This is a genomic window from Amycolatopsis rhabdoformis, from assembly GCF_035918295.1.
Classification (GTDB): domain Bacteria; phylum Actinomycetota; class Actinomycetes; order Mycobacteriales; family Pseudonocardiaceae; genus Amycolatopsis; species Amycolatopsis rhabdoformis.
In genome coordinates, this window is sequence record NZ_CP142149.1 from 3725847 (window position 1) to 3746416 (window position 20570).

The 20570-nt window shown below is 71.1% G+C and carries 12 protein-coding genes and 1 pseudogene; 4 read left to right on the top strand and 9 right to left on the bottom strand.

Annotated elements, in window-relative coordinates; genetic code table 11:
• Window positions 1-27 precede the first annotated feature (27 nt).
• The gene (locus VSH64_RS17015; protein ID WP_326836585.1) at window positions 28-1815 is read right to left on the bottom strand and encodes a S1C family serine protease; all 1788 of its coding nucleotides are present in this window, start codon (window positions 1813-1815) and stop codon (window positions 28-30) included.
• A 189-nt stretch (window positions 1816-2004) separates the two neighbouring features.
• Between VSH64_RS17015 and VSH64_RS17020 the strand changes: the two genes are divergently transcribed.
• Entirely contained in the window at window positions 2005-2733 is a 729-nt protein-coding gene (locus VSH64_RS17020; protein WP_326836586.1) for a M24 family metallopeptidase, read from the top strand.
• Window positions 2734-2738: 5 nt separating this feature from the next.
• Here the strand turns inward: VSH64_RS17020 and VSH64_RS17025 are convergent, their stop codons facing one another.
• Window positions 2739-3299, bottom strand: coding sequence for a hypothetical protein (locus VSH64_RS17025; protein ID WP_326836587.1), 561 nt, complete (start codon window positions 3297-3299; stop codon window positions 2739-2741).
• A gap of 210 nt (window positions 3300-3509) precedes the next feature.
• On the opposite strand from VSH64_RS17025, the gene VSH64_RS17030 reads away from it, so the two are divergent.
• Together VSH64_RS17030 and VSH64_RS17035 are read left to right on the top strand one after the other, a co-directional pair.
• Window positions 3510-4598, top strand: a complete 1089-nt coding sequence (locus VSH64_RS17030; protein ID WP_326836588.1) for a LolA-like protein — start codon at window positions 3510-3512, stop codon at window positions 4596-4598.
• A 102-nt stretch (window positions 4599-4700) separates the two neighbouring features.
• The gene (locus tag VSH64_RS17035; protein WP_326836589.1) at window positions 4701-5165 is read left to right on the top strand and encodes a hypothetical protein; all 465 of its coding nucleotides are present in this window, start codon (window positions 4701-4703) and stop codon (window positions 5163-5165) included.
• Between the two features lie 22 nt (window positions 5166-5187).
• On the opposite strand, the gene VSH64_RS17040 is transcribed toward VSH64_RS17035, so the two are convergent.
• Together VSH64_RS17040 and VSH64_RS17045 are read right to left on the bottom strand one after the other, a co-directional pair.
• Window positions 5188-6042 carry an SDR family NAD(P)-dependent oxidoreductase gene (locus VSH64_RS17040; RefSeq protein WP_326836590.1) on the bottom strand — a complete coding sequence of 285 codons (855 nt, stop codon included), beginning with the start codon at window positions 6040-6042 and terminating at the stop codon, window positions 5188-5190.
• A gap of 88 nt (window positions 6043-6130) precedes the next feature.
• A complete protein-coding gene (locus VSH64_RS17045) occupies window positions 6131-10288 on the bottom strand; it encodes a S8 family serine peptidase (protein ID WP_326836591.1) in 4158 nt (1385 codons plus the stop codon).
• A 166-nt stretch (window positions 10289-10454) separates the two neighbouring features.
• Between VSH64_RS17045 and VSH64_RS17050 the strand changes: the two genes are divergently transcribed.
• Window positions 10455-11465, top strand: a complete 1011-nt coding sequence (locus VSH64_RS17050) for a helix-turn-helix domain-containing protein (RefSeq protein WP_326836592.1) — start codon at window positions 10455-10457, stop codon at window positions 11463-11465.
• A 268-nt stretch (window positions 11466-11733) separates the two neighbouring features.
• Here VSH64_RS17050 and VSH64_RS17055 read toward each other — a convergent pair.
• The 5 genes and pseudogenes from VSH64_RS17055 to VSH64_RS17075 all read right to left on the bottom strand — a co-directional run.
• Window positions 11734-12492 (bottom strand): annotated as a pseudogene (locus tag VSH64_RS17055) (glycoside hydrolase family 16 protein); the annotation flags it as partial.
• Between the two features lie 188 nt (window positions 12493-12680).
• Window positions 12681-14909, bottom strand: coding sequence for a 1,4-alpha-glucan branching protein GlgB (gene glgB, locus VSH64_RS17060; RefSeq protein WP_326836593.1), 2229 nt, complete (start codon window positions 14907-14909; stop codon window positions 12681-12683).
• Window positions 14910-14913: 4 nt separating this feature from the next.
• A complete protein-coding gene (locus VSH64_RS17065) occupies window positions 14914-16302 on the bottom strand; it encodes a maltokinase N-terminal cap-like domain-containing protein (RefSeq protein ID WP_326836594.1) in 1389 nt (462 codons plus the stop codon).
• A gap of 5 nt (window positions 16303-16307) precedes the next feature.
• Window positions 16308-18116, bottom strand: coding sequence for a maltose alpha-D-glucosyltransferase (treS, locus tag VSH64_RS17070; protein ID WP_326836595.1), 1809 nt, complete (start codon window positions 18114-18116; stop codon window positions 16308-16310).
• A gap of 97 nt (window positions 18117-18213) precedes the next feature.
• Complete coding sequence (locus VSH64_RS17075; protein ID WP_326836596.1) at window positions 18214-20193, bottom strand: maltotransferase domain-containing protein; 1980 nt, start codon at window positions 20191-20193, stop codon at window positions 18214-18216.
• Window positions 20194-20570 lie beyond the last annotated feature (377 nt).

Below are 20570 nucleotides of genomic sequence, written 5' to 3' on the forward strand. Positions count from 1 at the left end.
GCCGGGGCCCTCGCCGAGCTCGGGCGCTCAGCCGACCGGGCCGTTGGCCGGGGTGACCGAGATGTCGTGCTGCTGGCCGGACTGGTCGACGACCGTGACGGTGAGCTTGTCGCCCGGGTGGTGGGTGTCCATGAGGGTGGTGAGGGCGGTCGCGGAGTCGACGGCCTTGCCGTCGACGGCGGTGATGACGTCGCCGCCCGTGAGGCCGGCTGTGGCGGCCGGGCCGCCGGCCACGACGTCCTGGATGAGGGCGCCGGAGGTGGGGCCGCCGGAGGACTGGCCCGGTTGGCCGAGGCCGCCCTGGGACTGGCCCTGGCCGACGCCGCCCTGACCTTGACCGACGCCGCCCTGGCCGACGCCGCCCTGGCCGTTCTGCGACTGCTGGCCCGCGTCGCTCACCGAAACGCCCAGGAAGGCACTCTGTCCGATGTGGACGGAGTCGGAGGCCTTGCCGCCGATGATCTGGTGGGCGAGGTCGATCGCCTGGTTGATCGGGACCGCGAAGCCCTGGTGGCCGCTCGAGCCGCCCTGCTGGCCGGAGCCGGAACCGTCGCCGAGACCGCCCTGGCCCTGACCCTGGCCCAGACCGCCGTCACCCTGACCGAGGCCGCCGAGACCACCCCGACCCTGCCCGAAGCCGCCCTGTCCCTGACCGAACCCGCCTTGCCCCTGACCGAAACCGCCCTGCCCCTGGCCGCCGTTGAACTGGAAGCCCTGCGACGCCGCCGTGTCGACGCCGATGACCTGGCCGTTGGCGTTCACCAGCGGCCCGCCGGAGTCGCCGGACTGGATGTCGGCGTCGACCTGGATGAGGCCGGTGAGTTGTTCGGACGAGCTGGCGGATTCGTCGGACGCGGTGATCGACTGGTTCAGCGCCGTGACCTTGCCCGCGGCCACGGCGGGGGTGCCGCCGGCGCCGCCCGCGTTGCCGATGCCGACCACGGCGTCGCCGACCGCGACGGCGGAGGAGTTGCCGAGCGTGGCGGTCTTGAGGCCCGAGGCGCCGTTGAGCTTGATCACCGCGATGTCGTGGCTGCGGTCGTAGCCGAGCACGGACGCGGTGTAGGTCTTGCCGTCGCCGATGTCGGTGACCTTGATGCTGGTGGCGCCCTCGACGACGTGGTTGTTCGTGAGGATCTCGCCGTCGGAGGTGAGCACGATGCCGGTGCCCGCCGCGGCCGCGCTCTGGTAGCCGAGTTCGGTGTTCACGTCCACCAGGCCCGGGTCGACCTTGGTCGCGATGCCGTTGGGGTCGATCGACGTGCTCGAGGTGCCGCCCGGAGGCGCCACGGACCCGAAGTTCTGGTTGCCGGCCGAATCCGAGCCGGGCGTCCACACGAAGTGCCCGATGCCGAGGCCGAGGATCACCGAAAGCCCGATGGCGCCGACGGCGATCGCCGCGCTGCGCACCGGACGCGGCGGACGGTGGTACGGCGTCTGCGGGAACTGCTGCGTGCCCGGCTGCGGCGCCCACGCGCCCTGCGGTGCCCAGCCCTGGCCGTAGCCGTAGGGACCGTAGTGACCGTGCTGCCCGGCGGCGGCCGGAAAACCGTGCTGCGCCGAAGGATCCGCCGCGCCCGGGTGCCCGTACTGGCCCGCCGAACCTGCAGAGCCCACGGAGCCCGCGGAACCCATGGGACCCGCCGCACCCGGCACCCCGGCCTGATCCCCACCCGGTACCTCGCCACCCGGTACCTCGCCACCCGGCTGCCCGTACTGCCCGTACGCACCCGGCCGGCTCTGGTCACCCTGCTGGTTCCCGTACGGCCAACCGCCGGCCTGCCCGCCGGTCGACCCCGGCTCCTGTTCGCTCATGTCCCGCTCCAGCCTCGTCCCGCTCGTGGCGTACCGCCTCGACCAGGACACACCCCGTACCTGAGATTTTCCTTGCCGGGCTCCGTGCGCAACCTGTGGAGTTCTCCCCGCGGATCGGGCAATTGCGGCCGCGCCACCCCAAACCGGACGCCCCTGGTGGCGGCGAGCGGCGATGGTTACCGTCGGGGCATGGGTGAGTTGATCGAGGACGAGGCACAGCGCGCCGCGCGGTTGCTGGACGCGCAGGCCAAGGCCGTCGAGCTCTTCGACGAGGTGCAGCGGCGCGGGCTGCTCGCGCCGGGCGTGCGCGAGACCGAGGCGAGCGACGCCGTGCGGGATCTCGCGGGCGAGTTGTTCGGCGTGGAGCGCTACTGGCACAAGCGGATCGTGCGCGCGGGCGAGAACACGCTGCGCCCCTACCGCGAGAACCCACCCGACCGCGTGCTCGCCGGGGACGACATCGTGTTCGCCGACTTCGGCCCCATCTTCGAGGAGTTCGAGGCCGATTTCGGGCGGACGTTCGTGCTCGGCGACGACCCCGTGAAGCTGCGCCTGCGCGACAGCCTGCCGGTGGTGTGGCACGCCGGGCGCGAGTACTTCGAGGCGAATCCGGACGTGACCGGCGCGCAGCTGTACGAGCACGTCACCCGGCTCGCCGCCGAGGCCGGCTGGGAGTTCGGCGGCGAGCACGCCGGGCACCTCGTGGGCCAGTTCCCGCACGAGACCGTCGACGGCGAACGCATCGAGTCCTACATCGCCCCGGGCAGCGACAAGCCGATGCGCCGGCCGGACCGCAAGGGGCAGACGTCGCACTGGATCCTCGAGGTGCACCTCGTCGACCGCGAACGGCGGATCGGGGGCTTCTTCGAGGAACTGCTCGACCTCGGCCACGAGCGGTCCGCCGGCGCGACGGACTAGCTGACCTACACCGTGGCGGGCTTGGCCGCCAGGAAGGAGAGCTTGCCGAGCTTCGGCTGCAGGACCGTGTCCACACTCCACACGGATCCGGCGGCCGCGTAGTACAGGCCGAGCGAGGCGAAGATGTAGCCCACCGACGGGCCGAGGTCCGTCATGCCCGGCGACGTCCACGGCAGGTGGAACCCTTCGGCCGCCGACCAGATGCCGAACGAGAACACCGCACTCCCGATGAACACCAGGTTCGAGAACGCGCCGAAGATCAGCCCGAGCGCGATCAACGTCTCGATCACCGCGGTGCCCACGGCGAACGCCGCCGGGCTCCAGCCCGCGACGGTGTGCCACAGCTCGAGCCACTGGTGCACCACGGGCGTGGTGATCTTGTCGGCCTTGCCCAGCTCCTTGCCGAGCGTCTGGCCGTGCACGAAGCCGGGCAGCCACTTGAACGTGGCGTCGATCGCCCACACCACGCCGAACACGATCCGCGCGACGGCCGCGGCGTGCAGGCGCCGGAAGGTGGGGGACACGGAACCCGCGACAGGCGCGGCTTGGGTGACAGGGGTACTCACGGCGATGGTCCTTTCCGGACTCAAGGGGTCTGCCCAGCAGGTCAGGCACGGTGAGCTTAGGCAAACCTAAGCAGATGTCGAGAGTGGTGTTCGTCTCGCTCCGCGCGGTGAACCCGAGGAGATGTGTCGCCGTGTGTCGGGGATTTTTCGGGCAAAACGGGTACTTTCGGCACCGCTTCGGCCAGGGGCCGGGTGCCTCACCCACCACTCGTGAATACCACCGAAGTCGATCACTTGCCGCAGTCGAGCCGAAATGACGCCTTTTCGCATTTCGGGGTTTATCCGGCCCTTCGGATGTTTTGCGCAGCATCGGTATTCGCGCGCGAGCCGGTGAACCCGAACCGTGACCGAATCCGAGTAACCGTCGGCTCACCACGGCGATATGCGGGTGAACCGAGGAAATCCAGGGAGATTTGCATGCGCAGAACCACTGTCGTCGTCGCCACGGGCGCCGCGCTCACCCTCGTGCTGACGGGCTGTGGCGCCAAGGGCCAGAACGGGGCATCGTCGACTTCCGGCGACAAACCGGAATTGGGTCTCGCCGCACCATTCCAGAATGCACTGGAACTGTCGGCCGCTTCGAAGCAAAGCGCGCAGAAGTCGAAAACGGCGAAAGTCTCGATGACGGCCCAAGCGGCCGGCCAGACGATCACGGCCCACGGCGACTACCTGTTCCAGCCGGGGAACGTCGAGCTTTCGCTCATCGAGACCGTCCAGGGCCAGCAGGCCGAGGTGCGGATCGTCGACCAGACCTTGTACGTCAAGATGCCGCCGGCCGAGGCGAGTCAACTGGGCGCCGACAAGCCGTGGTTCAAGATCACGCCCGGTGCGAACGACCCGCTCTCGCAGGCATTGTCGGGCAGCGTGGGTTCGGCCTCCCAGTCGAGCGACCCGACCGCGCTGCTCGACCGGGTCGCCCAAGCCGGCCGGATCGTGAGCTCCGACCAGACCACCCTCGACGGCGAGCAGGTGAACCACTACCAGGTCGAGCTCGATCTCGACAAGGTCCTGGACAAGCTCACGGCCTTCCTGCCGGCCGCGACCAAAGCCACGCTCGAGCAGCAGGTGAAGGGCAAGCACATCACGCTGCCGGCCGAGATCTGGGTGGACAAGAACCAGCTCCCGCGCCAGATCACGATGGACGAGAGCCCGCTGACGCAGGCCGAGGGCAAGGGCGCCACCGGCCTGGGCAAGACCACGCTCGACTACACCGATTGGGGCGCCCCCGTCACCATCACCGCGCCGCCGGCCGACCAGATCGGGGACCTGAGCCAGATCGTGAAGAAGCTGGGCGGCTGATCACGTCGCTCGACCGGGCACCTCGACCACCGTCGGGGCGCCCGGCACTCACGGCCGGTCCTCGCCGGCCGGCCCGGTTTCGCCGGATGACGAAGGAGCACAGTGGATACCAGACCTCCGGTGCCGGAGCCGAAGCTCGGCCCGTATCCGTTGACCGAGGAGGGGGTCGCGGCGTTGCTGGGCCGGTACGCGTTCCACGACTCCGTCGTCCGCCGCATCGTCCTGGATCAGGAGTGGGGCCCGGGAGGTTCCCGGGTCGCGCGGCTCGTGATCGACGCCAGGGTTCTGATCGAGGGTGCCCGCTGGGAAGATCTCCCGTGGGAACCCGTGTGCCTGGACCTGCTCGACGTGCGCCGGTTCCGCATCGACGAGAACATCGAGGGATCGTGGGTGATCTTCGATCCCCCGCAGTTCACCCGCTTCGACGGCCTGCTGCAGGTCGACTGGGGCGCCGAACGCTTCGGGAGCCTGCACCCGGAGAACGCCGAGGACGTCTTCGACGGCTCGGCCCTGGTCTTCGCAGCCTCCGGTGGTACGTGGAGCGCCCTGCATCCCTGGGATCAGTAGGCCCTGGGCCGACGGCGGGCAGTCAGGACGCGGCCACCTCACCCGGCATCGTCCCGTCCACATCGGTGAACCCGTAGTACCGAGCCAGATCCGTCGTCGGTTGCACGCTGCCCGAGCGGGTCAGCACCGCCGGGTCCGCGGCGAGGGCCACGACACCCCGGCCCACGAAGCGCGGGGACTCCGCCGCCGCGAGGTCGAACTCGCCGGCACCCGGGATGTCGAGCACGGTGCGGCCGCCGGGCAAAGCCCGGCCGGCCAGCGCGAGCAGCTCCGTGCGCACCAGCCCCGGCCACAGGGAGACCACGGCGACGCCCCGGTCGCGCAGTTCGAGGGCCATGTCGGCGGTCATCTTGTCGACCGCGGCCTTGCCGACGCCGTACACGGTGTTCTGCTGGTACGCCGCCGCGCCCGAGGAGGAGATGTTCGCGATCAGGCCGCCGCCCGCGGCGAAGAGCAGGGGCGCGGCGAACACGCTCGCCACGTAGTGCGAGCGGGCGCCGATGCCGAGCACTTCGTCCCAGGCCGCCACCGGCAGCTCCCAGAACGGCCGGTTCAGCCAGGCCGCCAGGTCGGGCGCGGAGAAGACGTTGTTCACCAGCACGTCGAGCCGGCCGGCTTCCTCGGCGACGCGCCGGAACACCGCCTCGACCTGGCTGTCGTCGTGGTGGTCGCAGCGCACCGCGATGCCGGTGCCGCCGAGGGCCGTCACCTCCGCGGCGGTCGCGGCGAGTGTGCCGGGCAGCGCGCCTGCCACCACGCTGCGGCCGGTCACGTACACGGTCGCCCCCGCGGCGCCCAGCTCGAGTGCGATTCCCTTGCCCACGCCCCGGGTCGCCCCGGTGACGACGGCGGTCTTGCCCGCCAACGGTCGGTCCATGCAGTCGATCTTGCCCCGACCCGGCCGCCGAAGGCGAACAACCTGGCGGGACCGGTCCACACCGGACCGATCCCGCCAGGCGCACCACTCAGTACTTGAACTGCTGCAGCTGCCTCCCGTCGTAGGACGGCACCCAGCCCGTGCGCGTGGCGGGGTCGAGCTGCACCGAGCGTTCGGTGAGCGAGTTGTACTCGCCGCCGAACGGGCTCGACACGAAGTTCAGCCCCGACACCACCGACACCTGCTTGCCGGTCGCGAGATCGATCACGGCGAGCTGGCTCGTCGCGTTGTTGTCGGTGATCACGCCGCCGACCTTGCCGAACTGCGAGATCACCGGCGGCGTGCGGAACGCGACCAGCCCGAGGTGGTGCACGCCGTCCACGGCCAGGAACGCCGCCTGCTGCTGGCGCACCGTGAACGAGTCACCCGCGGTCAGCGTGGCGCCGTCGACCGAGCCGAGCGAGGTGGTGCCGACGATGTTGAGGCTCACCGAGCGGTACACGAGCTGGTACAGCTTGTTCGCCCCGTCGTCGTACGCCATCGCGCTCGCGCACACACTGCCCGCGCCCGACAGCCGGGCTTCGCCCGAGTCGAGGTCCACCGCCGCCATCGACGCCGCTCCCCCGCCGAAGCAGATCGGCCCGCCGCCGGTGCGCGCGAGGTAGACCAGCCCGGTGGCCTGGTCGAGCTCGATCATCTTGAACGCGCCCGCCACCGCACCCGGCGGGTCCGCGAGCAGCGGAGTGCCGAGCGCACCGTCGGCCACCGTCAGCGGCAGCACGAAATCGGTGTTGTCCACCGTCCGCTTGGCCAGGATCGCCGCGCGGTGCCGGGTCGTGTCCACGCGCCCGCCCTGCACCGAGTAGCCCTCGGCGGTCACCGAAGCCACCTGCTGCCCGGACGAGGTGTCGTACGTTTCCAGCGTCCACCCGGCGTTGGTGAAGTGCAGCAGCACCAGCCGGTGGGCCGTCGCGTCCGCACCGAGCACCTGGTAGCCGCCGTCGCCGGACGCATCAGAGGTGAAGACCCGGCCGTACGTGCCCTTCACCGCGTCGTACGCCTGCACCGACTCGCCGCCGCCCGGCTCGCGCAGCGCGACGAAGGACAGGCCCTGGGCCGCCGCGGCGAAGCTCGTCACCACGGTGTCGCCGGGCGTGTAGCCGTCGTCGAGCGCGAGGAACGACGTCGGCGAAGCCTGGCCGAGCACCTTGCCGTGCTTGTCCGTGGCGAACACGCGCACGTCGTAGCCGACCGAACCACCGAGGCCGAGCTTCACCGCGTCGAGCTTCGCGACCCCGTTGCGCGCCGGAAGCTGCTGGTACGCCACGGATCCCGCACTCGGGCCGCCGGCGTCCCGCCGGTCGCCGTTGGCGTTGGTCACGGTGTTGAACGAGTTGTACAACGTCGGTGCCGGCGCCGAAACCTCCACCGCCGCACCGGCCGCACCCGGCACGCCGCGCACGTCGTAGCCGAGCGAGAACGCCGGCGCCGCCCGCGTGATCTCCAGGAAGTGGCCCGAAGACGCGCCCGCCGTGAGGGTCGGCGCGTCCGGTCGCTGCGCCGCACCGCCGACACGGATCGCGGTGAACTCGCCATACGTCGGATCACCCGCGGTACCGGTCACCGACCGCTGCACGATCCCGACGCCGTAGATCCCGGCACCACCGGCGAACGCACTGGCCGGCACGACCACGTCACCGGAGGTCGCGGTGACCGGCGCGACGAAGCCCGTGCCGAACAGCGGTGCGCTGACCGGGTTCCAGTGCCCCAGCGTGGACACGACCACCTGCGGGTTCGACAGGTTCCGCACGCCGGTGAGGTCGTAGTGCACCCGCACGTCCTTGCCCACGGCCACCGTCGCCGGCGCCACCGGGGCGAGGGCCTCGGCGTAGGTGCCGTCGGTGGGCCCGAAGGTGAGCGTCTGCGGAGCCGACGCGACCACGCGGTGGCCCGAGCGGACCTCGAAGGTCACGGGCACCGAGCGGTCCACAGTGGACATCACCGGAAGTCCCGCTGCCGCCAGGATCTCCTTCGGGCTCAGCCGCACGGCGGGCACGGCCGAGGCGAACTCGTGGCCGTGGATCTTCAGCACGTAGGTCGCGCCGTCCGGCGCGCCCACCACGTCGGCGCCGACGGTGACCGGGCCCACGAGCCCCTCCCCCGTGCCGCCGGTGTCGAGGTCGATCCGGCCGCCGTCGGCGTTCTCGGTGAAGGAACCGCCGAGCCCGCCCACGGTCACGCGGTGCGCCACCGACACGCCGGCGATCGCGGGGTCGATCCGGCCCCGGCGGCCACCGAGCACCGACTGCACGGCCGCGGCCACGTCGATCTGCGGGCCGACCGTCACGGGCCGGTCCATCTGCGGCGGCGACGCCACCGGCCGCGCCGTGTGCTGGAGCACCGACCGGACGTCGGCCGGGCTCAGTGAGCGGCCGGCGAGCTTCCCGGCCTGCAGCACCACCGCCGCGGCGGCCGCGGTCATGGGCGCGGACGCCGACGTGCCGCCGTTGAGCACCGGGGTCACGTCCTGCGCGGCACCGCGTTGGGTGTGCTCCATGACCAGGATGCCGTCGCTGGGCGCGGAAACGTCCACGCGGCTGCCGAAGCCCGAGGAGAACGCGCCGCCGCCGTCGGTGCGGGTGGTGGCGAAGGTCGGGTTGTGCGCGGCCGCACCGCCGGCCGGCTGAGGCACGGCAAGGGTGTCGTCGAGCGTGGTGCCGCCGACGGCGATCGCACCGCTGTCGAGGACCTTCGTCGGCGTGGTGGAGAACTGGTCGTCCGCGATGTCCGTGGTGGCGCGGGCGTCCTTCGTGACGTCGGTGGGCGTGCTGCCACCGTCCGGGCCGACTGCGGCGGGGGTGTAGAGGCGCGTGCCGTCGTTCGAAGAGATGGTGACCACGATGTGGTACTGGTTCACGATCGTGCTGATCACGGCCTGCGCCACCGGGTCGTCTTCGAGGTAGCGGCCCGGGAAGCCCGCGCTGTCGGTGCCGACGCCGAGGCTCGCGGTGATCACGTCCGGGCGCGGCGTCTGGCGCGCGGCGGCCAGCAGCGCCACGGAGATCTGGTCGAGCGTCGGGTCCTGCGGCACCACGAGCCGGTACTGCGCGCCGGGCGCGATCCCGAGCAGGTCGGTGAACCCGTCGCCCTGGGCGCCGGCGCGTTGCGCGTTGTGCGGCAGCGGCGCCATCACGCCGAAGTCGAGCAGCACCTCGCCGAGCGCGGGGTCCTCGCCTTCGGCGGAGCCGAGCGGGTCGAGCCGGCCCGAGGAATCGGAGGTGTAGGTGGGGATCAGCGGCATCGACGGCAGGTCGAGGTAGCGCTGCCCGCCCTGCACCACGGTGGTCGGGCCGTAGTTGCTCACGTAGGTGTCACCCGCGTCGGCCATGCCCTGGTCGGTCAGGTCGCCGATCGACACGTTGGTGATGATCTCGCCGCTGCCCGGCAGATGCCCCGACTTCGTGCCCAGCAGGCTGTACGCGGCGAGCGCGTTGGTGCCACCGGCGTTGAGGTAGCTCTGGGCCGAGGACGTCACGCCGTAGTTGGTGGGCAGGCCGGCCGGCGGTTTCTGGTGCGCCTGCGGCAGTTTCGCCGCCTTCACCGCGGGCTGCGGCACCGGCACGGGGCCGGTGGACATCGCCGAGACGCGGCGGTTGGGCTGCGCGCTCGCCACCCCCGGTGTGGCGGCGAGCTTCGCGGCCGCGGCGTCGGTGTGCCGGCTGTCGGCCAGGTGCACGAGCACGGTCTTGGCGAGCGCGGGCACGTCGGTGGCGGCGGGGAACACCGGCTCCACGGAGGTCGCGCCGACGGCGGCGAGCGCCGCGTTCACGCCGGTGTCCGAGGTCTTGGCCGCGCGGCGGCCGGCCGCGAGCGGGGTGCCGGTGACCGCGGTCGAGCCGGCGAGTTGCACGAGCAGGTCGCCCGACGAGGCGGGCGCGGTGCTCTGGGTGAACGCGGCGCGCACGGCGTCGTCGGTCGCCGCGAGGCTGCCGAGCGCGGAGGTGCCCTGCGGCAAGGCGAGCACGGTCTTGGCGACGGTCTTGCCGTGGGCGTCGGTGCGGGTCGCGGCGCCGTCGGGGTCGACGGTGATCCCGCCGCCGTCGGGCATCGCGACGTGTCTGGACGGGGGTGGTTGATCGGGCTGCGCCGCGGCGGTGGCCGGGGCGACGGCGAGACCGGTGAAGGTCGCCGCGGCGGTGACCGCGGTCAGGACACGGCGAAACGGGATCGTTCGGGCGCGGGGCACCTGGCTCCCTTTCGGGTCGGGGGGACGGGGAGGGCACCGGGGTGGAGGACCACCGGGGTCGGCGAGTGGGGAGGCACCGGCGTTCACGGGCGGGAGAGCACCGAGTGGTCGGCCAGTGATCGGATCAATTTCCCAGTCACGCGCCCGGTGGCGCAAGATAGCCACCGTGACCAATAGTCGCCAGGTGGCGGGTTCCCGCCAGCAGTCGCGAGACCTCGACGCCCTCGGCATCCCGCCCGCCGACGCCAGCGTGTACACGGCACTGCTCGGCCACCCACGCACGCGGGCCGTGGACCTGGCGGAACAATGCGGACTTTCCGCCCAGCAGGCGACGCGGGCGCTCTCGCGGCTCACCGCGAGCGGCATGGCGAGCCGGGTGCCGGGCCGCCCCGCGCGCTACCTCGCCGCGGCGCCCGACATCGCACTGGGTGCGCTCGCGGCCGAACGCGCGGCCGAGCTGCGCAGCGCCCGCGCGATGATCGAGGACCTCATGGAGGTGCACCGCGAAGCGAGCCGGTTCACCCACCCGGCCGAGCTCGTCGAGGTCGTCACCGGCGCGGAGAACCTCGACGCCCGCGTGCGGCGACTGCAGGACGAGGCCCGCACCCAGATCCGCGGGTTCGACCGGCCGCCCTACGTCAGCGTGCCCGGCGAGAACCTCGACCTGGAACGGCAGCGGCTCAGGGCCGGCGTCGTCTTCCGCGTGATCTACGACCGCGAGGCGATCGCCTACCCCGGCCGGCTGCAGAACGACATCCTCCTGAGCGGCACCCACGGCGAACGCTCGCGCGTCCGGCCGCAGCTGCCGATCAAGATGGTGATGGCCGACGAGGAGGTCGCGGTGATCCCGATCAGCTCGTCACCGCACGTCGTCGACGCGGCGTACATCATCCACGCCTCGGCCCTGCTCGACGCGCTCGTCACGCTGTTCGAAGCGGAGTGGGACCGCGCCGTCCCCATCACCGAAGCCCTCACCGACCCGGCGCCCGAGCGCGATCCCGAGACGACCACGCTGCTCACTTTGCTCGCGGCCGGCCAGACCGATGCCGGCATCGGCCGCGCGCTCGGCTGGAGCCCCCGCACGACCCAGCGCCGCGTGCAACGGCTGATGACCGAGCTCAACGCCACGACCCGGTTCCAGGCCGGCATGAACGCGAAGGACCGCGGCTGGCTGTAGGACCACTGCGGAAGGTCCACTGTCGACAAGTCCACTGTGGATGCCGAGCACCGGGATCCCGGGAGCACCGTGGGTTCCGGGAGCACAGCGGGTTCCGAGAGCACAGTGGGTTCCGGAGCTTCGCCCGGCTCGCCGCAAGCTGAGCCGGGCGAAGCCGCGGAGATCCGCGCCCGTGCGATCTCCGCCCGCCGCCGCGGCCCGAATTTCGCGGAGGCGTCCGGTGGTCAGGAAACCGTGCCGGCGAGCAAGAGTCCGGAATGGACGATCAGCTCACGTGCACGTAGTCGACCACGAGCTGCTGCGGGAACTGCGTTCCGCCGTCCGGGTCACCGGGCCAGTCGCCGCCCACGGCGAGGTTCAGGATGAGGAAGAAGGGGTGGTCGTAGACCCACTTGTTGCCGCCCAGGTCGGCCGGGGTGCGGGTCTCGTAGGCGTTGCCGTCGACGGACCACACGATCTTGTTCGTGGACCAGTCCACCGCGTAGGTGTGGAAGCCGTCGGAGAAGTTCGGGCCGTTGTAGGCGGCGCCGATGCCGTTGGCGCCCGAGTAGCCCGGGCCGTGGATCGTGCCGTGGACCGTGTTCGGCTCCTTGCCGATGTTCTCCATCACGTCGATCTCGCCGTCGGCAGGCCAGTTGCCGCCGCCCAGCATCCAGAACGCGGGCCACATGCCCTGGCCGCGCGGGAGCTTCATGCGGACCTCGACGTGGCCCGAGCCGGTGGAGAACTTGCCGGAGGTGTTGAGCCGCGCCGAGGTGTACTGGCAGGGGCCGTACCAGCAGTTGTTGCCGGAGCTTTCCTTCTTCGCCGTGATCACCAGGTGTCCCTGGCCGTCGAGCGCCGCGTTGGCCGCGCCCGAGGTGTACCACTCGCGTTCGTGGTTGTTCACGTTGTCGCCGGTCTCGTAGTTCCACTTCGAGCCGTCGGCCGGGCTGCCCGCGGGCCCGTCGAAGTCGTCGGTGAACGCGGCCGCGGGGCTCGCGGGTGCCGCGTTGCCGGCCGGCGCGGCCGCGAGCCCCGCCGCCATCGCCAATGCCGCCGGGATCGCCAGCAGCCGCCATCGGGCAGACGTCTTCAGAGACTTCATCGTCTTCATCCCTCGTCACTCGAGGGGCGGCCTGGCGGCGCCACCCCGGGTTTGTTGTGGATCACAACAAAGCTAACCCGGAGCAGCGCTCACCGACAAGAGTCAACGTGAGGAATTTTCCGACAACGTCACTGTACGGTGGAGGTGGCCTCCTCGAGCAACCACAGGACACCGTTCGGCGGCAGCTGCAGCACGGCCGACGCCGGCTGGCCGTGCCACGGTGACGCGACCGCTTCCACCGCACCGAGGTTGCCGACACCCGACCCGCCGTAGGCCTCGGCGTCGGTGTTCAGCAGCTCGGTCCAGCGCCCGGCCGCGGGCAGGCCCACGCGGTAGTCGTGGTGCGGCACGCCCGCGAAGTTCGCGACGCACGCCAGGCGCGAGCCGTCGGAGCCGATGCGCAGGAAGCTCAGCACGTTGCCGGCCGAGTCGTTGGCGTCGATCCACTGGAAGCCTTCCGGGCGCACGTCGCCGCTGAACAGCGCGCCGGTGGACCGGTAGATCGTGTTCAGCCGCCGCAGCAGGTCCTGCACCCCGCGGTGCAGCGGTGCGTCGAGCAGGTGCCAGTCGAGCGAGCGCGACTCCGACCACTCCCGCGGCTGCCCGAACTCACCGCCCATGAACAGCAGCTGCTTGCCCGGGTGCGCCCACATGAAGGCCAGCAGCGAGCGCAGGCCCGCCGCCTTGTTCCAGTCGTCACCCGGCATCCGCTCCCACAGGGATCCCTTGCCGTGCACCACTTCGTCGTGCGAGAGCGGCAGCACAAAGTTCTCGCTCCACGCGTACACGAGCGAGAACGTCATCTCGTTGTGGTGGTACGCGCGGTGGATCGGCTCGTGGCCGAGGTAGCGCAGCGTGTCGTGCATCCAGCCCATGTTCCACTTGAAGCCGAACCCGAGCCCGCCCAAGTGGGTCGGCCGCGTGACACCCGGCCACGCCGTGGACTCCTCGGCCACCATCACCACACCGGGGTGGCGGCGGTACACGGTCGCGTTGAGCTCCTGCAGGAACCGCACGGCGTCGAGGTTTTCGCGGCCGCCGTACTCGTTGGGCAGCCACTCGCCGTCCTTGCGCGAGTAGTCGAGGTAGAGCATCGACGCGACGGCGTCCACGCGCAGGCCGTCGAGGTGGAACTCCTCGAGCCAGTAGAGCGCGTTGGCCACCAGGAAGTTGCGCACCTCGTTGCGGCCGAAGTTGAACACGAGCGTGCCCCAGTCGGGCTGCTCGCCGCGGCGCGGGTCCTCGTGTTCGTAGAGCGGGCTGCCGTCGAAGCGCGCGAGCGCCCAGATGTCACGCGGGAAGTGCGCGGGCACCCAGTCCACCAGCACGCCGATCCCCCGCTGGTGCAGGTGGTCCACGAGGTAGCGGAAGTCGTCGGGCGAGCCGAAGCGCGAGGTCGGCGCGTAGTACGACGTGACCTGGTAGCCCCACGAACCGCCGAACGGGTGCTCGGCCACCGGCAGGAACTCCACGTGGGTGAAGCCGGTGTCGGTCACGTAGTCGGCGAGCTGGTCGGCCATCTCGCGGTAGTCCAGGCCGGGCCGCCAAGAACCGAGGTGCACTTCGTACACGCTCATCGGCGCGTCGGCCCAGTTCGTGGCCTCGCGCCGGGCGACCCACTCGTCGTCGGTCCAGGTGTAGGCCGACTTCGTGACCTTCGACGCGGTGGCCGGCGGCACCTCGGTGGCGAACGCCATCGGGTCGGCCTTCTCGTGCCAGTGCCCGTCGGCGCCGAGAATCCGGAACTTGTAGCAGGTGCCCACCGGCACGTCCGGCACGAACAGCTCCCACACGCCCGAGGAGCCGAGCGAGCGCATCGCGTGCCCGCGGCCCTCCCAGCCGTTGAAGTCGCCGATCACCCGCACGCCGCGCGCGGTCGGCGCCCACACGGCGAACGAGACGCCCCCGACCGTCCCGTGTGGAGTGTCGTAGGAGCGCACGTGAGCGCCGAGCACGTCCCAGAGCCGTTCGTGCCGGCCCTCGCCGATGAGGTGCAGGTCGAGCTCGCCGACGGTGGGCAGCCAGCGGTACGGGTCGTCGGTCACCACGGTGTGCCCGTCGTAGCCGATCTCCAGCCGGTAGTCGCCGGGGTGCTCGGGCAGCGGCGCCGCGAACAACGCGTCGGCCACGCGCTCCAGCGGGAACCGGCGGTCCCCCGCCAGCACCGACACGGCCTTCGCCCCGGGCACCAGCGCCCGCGCCACGACCCGGCCGGGGCTCGTCGCACCGGCCCCCACCGTGCCCTGCGCGTGGACGCCGAGCACCGAGTGCGGGTCGTGGTGCGAGCCGGCCAGCAGCCGGTCGATGTCCTGCGGGGACGGAGCCGCTTCGGGTAGATCCCGAGGAGCCGCGTTCACGTCTTCACTCACCTCCGTGGGCGATGCGGGCGATCGCCGCCATGGGCACGGCCAGCCAGTCGGGCCGGTTCGCGTGCTCGTAGGCGACTTCGTACACCGCTTTGTCGAGTTCGAACGCACGAAGCAGCTCTCCGTGCTCACGCGGGTCGCCGATCCGGCCGGCGGCCGCGGCGTATCCGTCGCAGAAAGCAGTGCGGTTGCGGCGCGCCCACTCGAGCGCGCGTTCGGTGGTGGCCGGGTCCTCCGGCTGGCCCACGAGCAGCTGCCGGGCCGCGTAGTCGAATGAGCGCAGCATGCCCGCGACGTCCCGCAGTGGCGAGCGCAGTGCGTGCCGCTCTTCCAGCGGCGCGGCCGGCTCACCCTCGAAGTCGAGCAGCAGCCAGCCGCCGACGGTGCGCAGCACCTGGCCCAGGTGCAGGTCACCGTGGATGTACTGCATCGAGATCCCCGGCCGCCCCGGCGGCAGGTCGCGCAACGCGTCGAACACCTTGTGCAGCGCGGGTGCGTGCTCGGCCAGCTGCGGCACCTCGGCCGCGATCCGGTCGAGGCGCTCGCTCATGCCCGCCACCGTGCGGTCGAGCTCGGTCTCGTCCACCGGGTGCGCGCCCAGCGCCGCCGCGAGGTCGGTGTGCACGTGCGCCACGGCCGCGCCGAGGCGTTCGGCCTCCCCCGCGAAGTCACCGCCGACCTCGTCGGCGTGCAGCTCGGGTTCGGCCAGCAGGTCGCGCACGCTGGTGGTGGCCATCGCCCAGCCGTCGACGGCGTCGGGCAGGAACACCTGCAGCATCCCGATCGTCGCCGGCTGCCCGGCCAGCTCACCGGTGATCGACCCGACGACCTCGGCGATGTGCTCGCAGCCCGCCGCCTGCAGCGCGCGGTGCAGCAGCAGGTCCTTGTTCGTGCCGGGGCTGAGCTTGCGGAACAGCTTGAGGATGTACTGCCCGCCGTACACGAGCGAGGTGTTGCTCTGCTCGGACGTGATGGGCCGCGCGCGCAGCCCGCCGGTGAGCCGCGCGCCGGCCTCGTGCTCGAACACCAGCGGGCCGACGCGGTCGCCGGCCACGATGTGGTCGAGCAGCACCGCGGTCAGGTCCGCGTCGCCGGTGGCCTCGTAGAAGTTGAGGCCGCCGTCGGCGCCGAGCCAGGCCGAGGACGCGATCTCCGGCGGGTGCGAGCGGCGCCCCACCAGCAACTGGTAGGGCTCGGTCCGGTCGCCCTGCACCACCTCGACGACCACGTGCAGCAGCTGCGGGTCGCCCTCGACCAGCTCCGTGGCCGCGAGCGCGCGGACGGCCGTGATCGGCCGGTCCTTGCCCGCGAACCACCGCTGCGCCGGAAGCCAGCACGGCAGCTCGGCGACGAGCTGCTCGACCAGGTCCGCGTGGTCGGTCAAGGCACTCACCTCATTTCGCCTTCGGCTTCCCGCTCGAGGAGCTGGAACCAGTAGAACCCGTGACCGGGCAGCGTGAGCAGGTACGGCAGTTCACCGACCTCCGGGAAACGCACCCCGCCGGTGAGCTCCACCGGCACGGAACCGCGGTGGCCGGACAGGTCGAGCTCCACCGGCTGCGGGAACCGCGACAGGTTGTTCACGCACAGCACCACGTCCATGCACCCGTCGGGCCGGCGCCACTGGCGCTTGTACGCCAGCACACTCGGGTTCGACCCGCCGAGGTCCACGAAGTCGCCCTCGGCGAACGCGTGGTGCTGCTTGCGCACCTCGATCATCCGCCGCGTCCAGTTGAGCAGCGACGACGCGTTGTTCGACTGGGCCTCGACGTTGAGCGCCTCGTAGCCGTAGACCGGGTCCATGATCACGGGCAGGTAGATGCGGCCCGGGTCGCACGAGGAGAAGCCGGCGTTGCGGTCCGGCGTCCACTGCATGGGTGTGCGGACCGCGTCGCGGTCGCCGAGCCAGATGTTGTCTCCCATGCCGATCTCGTCACCGTAGTACAGAACGGGCGAGCCCGGCAGCGAAAGGAGCATCGCCGTGAACAGCTCCTGCTGGTTGCGGTCGTTGTCCAGCAGCGGCGCCAGGCGCCGGCGGATGCCGATGTTGGCCTTCATCCGCGGGTCTTTGGCGTACTCGGAGTACATGTAGTCGCGCTCTTCGTCCGTGACCATCTCGAGCGTGAGCTCGTCGTGGTTGCGCAGGAAGATGCCCCACTGCGTGCCGCTCGGGATCTGCGGGGTCTGCAGCAGGATCTCCGAGATCGGGAACCGCGATTCGCGCCGCACCGCCATGAAGATGCGCGGCATCAGCGGGAAGTGGAACGCCATGTGGCACTCGTCGCCGCCGACGTCCGGGTCGCCGAAGTACTCGACCACGTCCGAGGGCCACTGGTTCGCCTCGGCCAGCAGGATGCGGCCGGGGAACTCGTCGTCGACGACCTTGCGGCAGCGCTTGAGGAACTCGTGCGTGCGCGGCAGGTTCTCGCAGTTGGTGCCCTCCTGCTCGAACAGGTACGGCACGGCGTCGAGCCGGAACCCGTCGATGCCGAGGTCGAGCCAGAACCGCAGCACGTCGATCATCGCTTCCTGCACGGCCGGGTTCTCGTAGTTGAGATCCGGCTGGTGGCTGAAGAAGCGGTGCCAGTAGAACTGGCCGCGCACCGGGTCGTAGGTCCAGTTCGACGTCTCGGTGTCCACGAAGATGATGCGCGCGTCGGCGTAGCGCGAGTCGTCCTCGCTCCACACGTAGTAGTCGCCGTACGGGCCGTCGGGGTCCGAGCGCGACTGCTGGAACCACGGGTGCGCGTCGGAGGTGTGGTTGAGCACCAGGTCGGTGACCACGCGGATGCCGCGCTTGTGCGCCTCGCCGAGCAGGTACACGAAGTCCTCGACGGTGCCGAACTCCGGCAGCACCGAGCGGAAGTCGCTGATGTCGTAACCGCCGTCGCGCAACGGCGACGCGTAGAACGGCGGCAGCCACAGGCAGTCGACGCCGAGCCACTCGAGGTAGTCGAGCCGGCTGGCGAGGCCGCGCAGGTCGCCGGTGCCGTCACCGTTCGAGTCGGTGAAGGCGCGCACCAGCACCTCGTAGAACACGGCGCCCTTGAACCAGTGCGGATCACGCGGTGCCTCTTCGGCGTGCGCGAACTCGTTCGCCTGGGGTTCCACGAGCAGGCCCTCGGCGGTCATCGCCTCGCCCGTGTGCGGTACGCCGTCCAGGCCCAGAGCTGCGTCGGGCCGGCTCTCGTCGTCCATCAAACTCCACCTCGTCCCGCGTTCGGCGGTACGTTCGATCGTCCCTGCCGCGTGCCGTGCGTGCAGGGTGGCTGGAAAAATTCGGTTCGAAGCCCGGTTATCCCGCGAGCCGGCGGCGGACCGCGACCACGTGCGCGACCGCACGCCACGGTTCGAGCCGGACGAAGTTGGCCTGGCCCCAGTCCCAGGTCTCCCCGGTGACCTCGTCGTGCGCGATGAGCCGCTCGTGCCAGTCGAAGCCGAGCGACTCGAGGTCGAGCCACAGGGTGCCTTCCTGGGCACCGTGCGGGTCGAGGTTCACCACGGTGAGCACGGTGTCGCCGGTCGCCGGGTCCTGTTTGGAGTAGGCGAGCAGCGCGCCGTTGTCGACGTGGTGGAACCGCAGGGTCCGCATGCCCTGCAACGCCGGGTGGGTCTTGCGGATCGTGTTGAGCTTCGTGAGCCACGGTTCCAGCGAGCGGCCCTCCGCCAGCGCCCGCTCGAAGTCGCGCGGCCGCAATTGGTACTTCTCCGAGTCGAGGTACTCCTCGCTGCCGGCACGCACCGGCTGGTGTTCGAACAGCTCGAACCCGGAGTAGACACCCCACGTCGGCGACAGCGTGGCGGCCAGCGCCGCCCGCAGCGCGAACACGCCCGGGCCGCCGTGCTGCAGCGACTCGTGCAGGATGTCCGGCGTGTTCACGAACAGGTTGGGCCGGCCCTCGTTCCAGTGCTCGACCAGGTCGGTGCCGAACTCGGTCAGCTCCTCCTTGGTCGTGCGCCAGGTGAAGTAGGTGTAGCTCTGGGTGAAGCCGAGCTTCGCCAGGCCCCACAGCCGCGCCGGGCGCGTGAACGCCTCGGCCAGGAACAGCACGTCCGGGTGGGCGTCCTTCACCGACTGGATGAGCCACGCCCAGAAGTCCGGTGGCTTGGTGTGCGGGTTGTCGACCCGGAAGATGCGCACCCCGTGCGACGCCCAGTGCAGCACGACGCGGAGCACCTCGTCGTAGATGCCGCGCGGGTCGTTGTCGAAGTTGATCGGGTAGATGTCCTGGTACTTCTTCGGCGGGTTCTCGGCGTAGGCGATCGTGCCGTCGGGCCGCGTGGTGAAGAACTCCGGGTACTTGAGCACCCACGGGTGGTCGGGCGCGGCCTGCAGCGCGAGGTCGAGCGCCACCTCCATGCCCAGCTCCCCCGCCCGCGCCACGAACGCGTCGAAGTCCTCGAGCGTGCCGAGCTCCGGGTGGATCGCGTCGTGGCCGCCCTCGTCGGCGCCGATCGCCCACGGCGAGCCGACGTCGTCGGGGGTGGCGACGAGAGTGTTGTTGGGGCCCTTGCGGTTCACTCGCCCGATCGGGTGGATCGGCGGCAGGTAGACCACGTCGAAGCCCATGGTCGCCACCCGATCGAGTGACTGGGTGGCGGTGGCGAACGTGCCGTGCACCGCGTTGCCGTGCTCGTCGACGCCGCCGGTGGACCGCGGGAAGAACTCGTACCAGGAACCGAACGCGGCGCGCTTGCGGTCCACCCACAGCTTGAGCGGCTTGCCCTTGGTGATCAGTTCCCGCACGGGGAACTCGTGCATGAGCCGGCGGATCTCGGGCGAGAGCGCGGCGCCCACGCGCTCGGCGAGATCGCGGTCGACGGCGCGCAGATCCGCGGCCGCGCCCGCGAGCAGCGCCCGTTCGGCGCGGCGCTCGGGACGGCGGGACACGCGCTCGAGCAGGCGCGCGCCGTTCTCGAGGTCGTTGTCGAGGTCCTCGGGTCCTTGCCCCGCCGCGATCTTGACCTCCACGGCGTGTTCCCACGTGGCCCACGGGTCGCTCCACGCGTCGACGCGGTAGGTCCAGAGGCCCTCGGTGTCGGGCACGATCACGGCGGCGAAGAGATCCAATCCCTTGCCGTGCTCGGCCATCCGCGTCTGCCGCGACACGCGGTCGCCCGGACCGCGCCACGCGACGGTGGCCGACACTGCGTCGTGGCCCTCGCGCCACACCGTGGCGGACACCGGAAAGTGTTCTCCCACAACGGCTTTGGCCGGATACCGACCACAGCTGACGGTGGGCTTGACGTCGTCGATACCGAGCCGGCCGGTCATGGCAACGCCCCTCTTTGTACAGACTTTGGCTGTGCTGATTCCCCTGCGAACGCGAGCACGGTCAGTGTGCCTGATTCCCTCAAAGCCCTTGACAGCGGGGCCTTTTACCGTTGTACCCGCCACCCGGTCGGGCGAAACGGTCCGGCCGGACGGAGTTTCCGCCCGCTCCCACACGTTCGGCGCGGCCGCAACTCGAACGGCGGAACAATCACCCGAGCCTGGTTTCGGCAGGATGTCCGTAACACAGAAGTCGAATAGTGTTCACGAAGGCGCGCGCGAGTCGACGGCCGGCCGGGAAGTCGCGTCGCCCGACTGTCCACAGTGGGCGCTGACCGGGCTCGGCGCCGGCGCGACGGGCCCCGCGCACGACCGCGCCG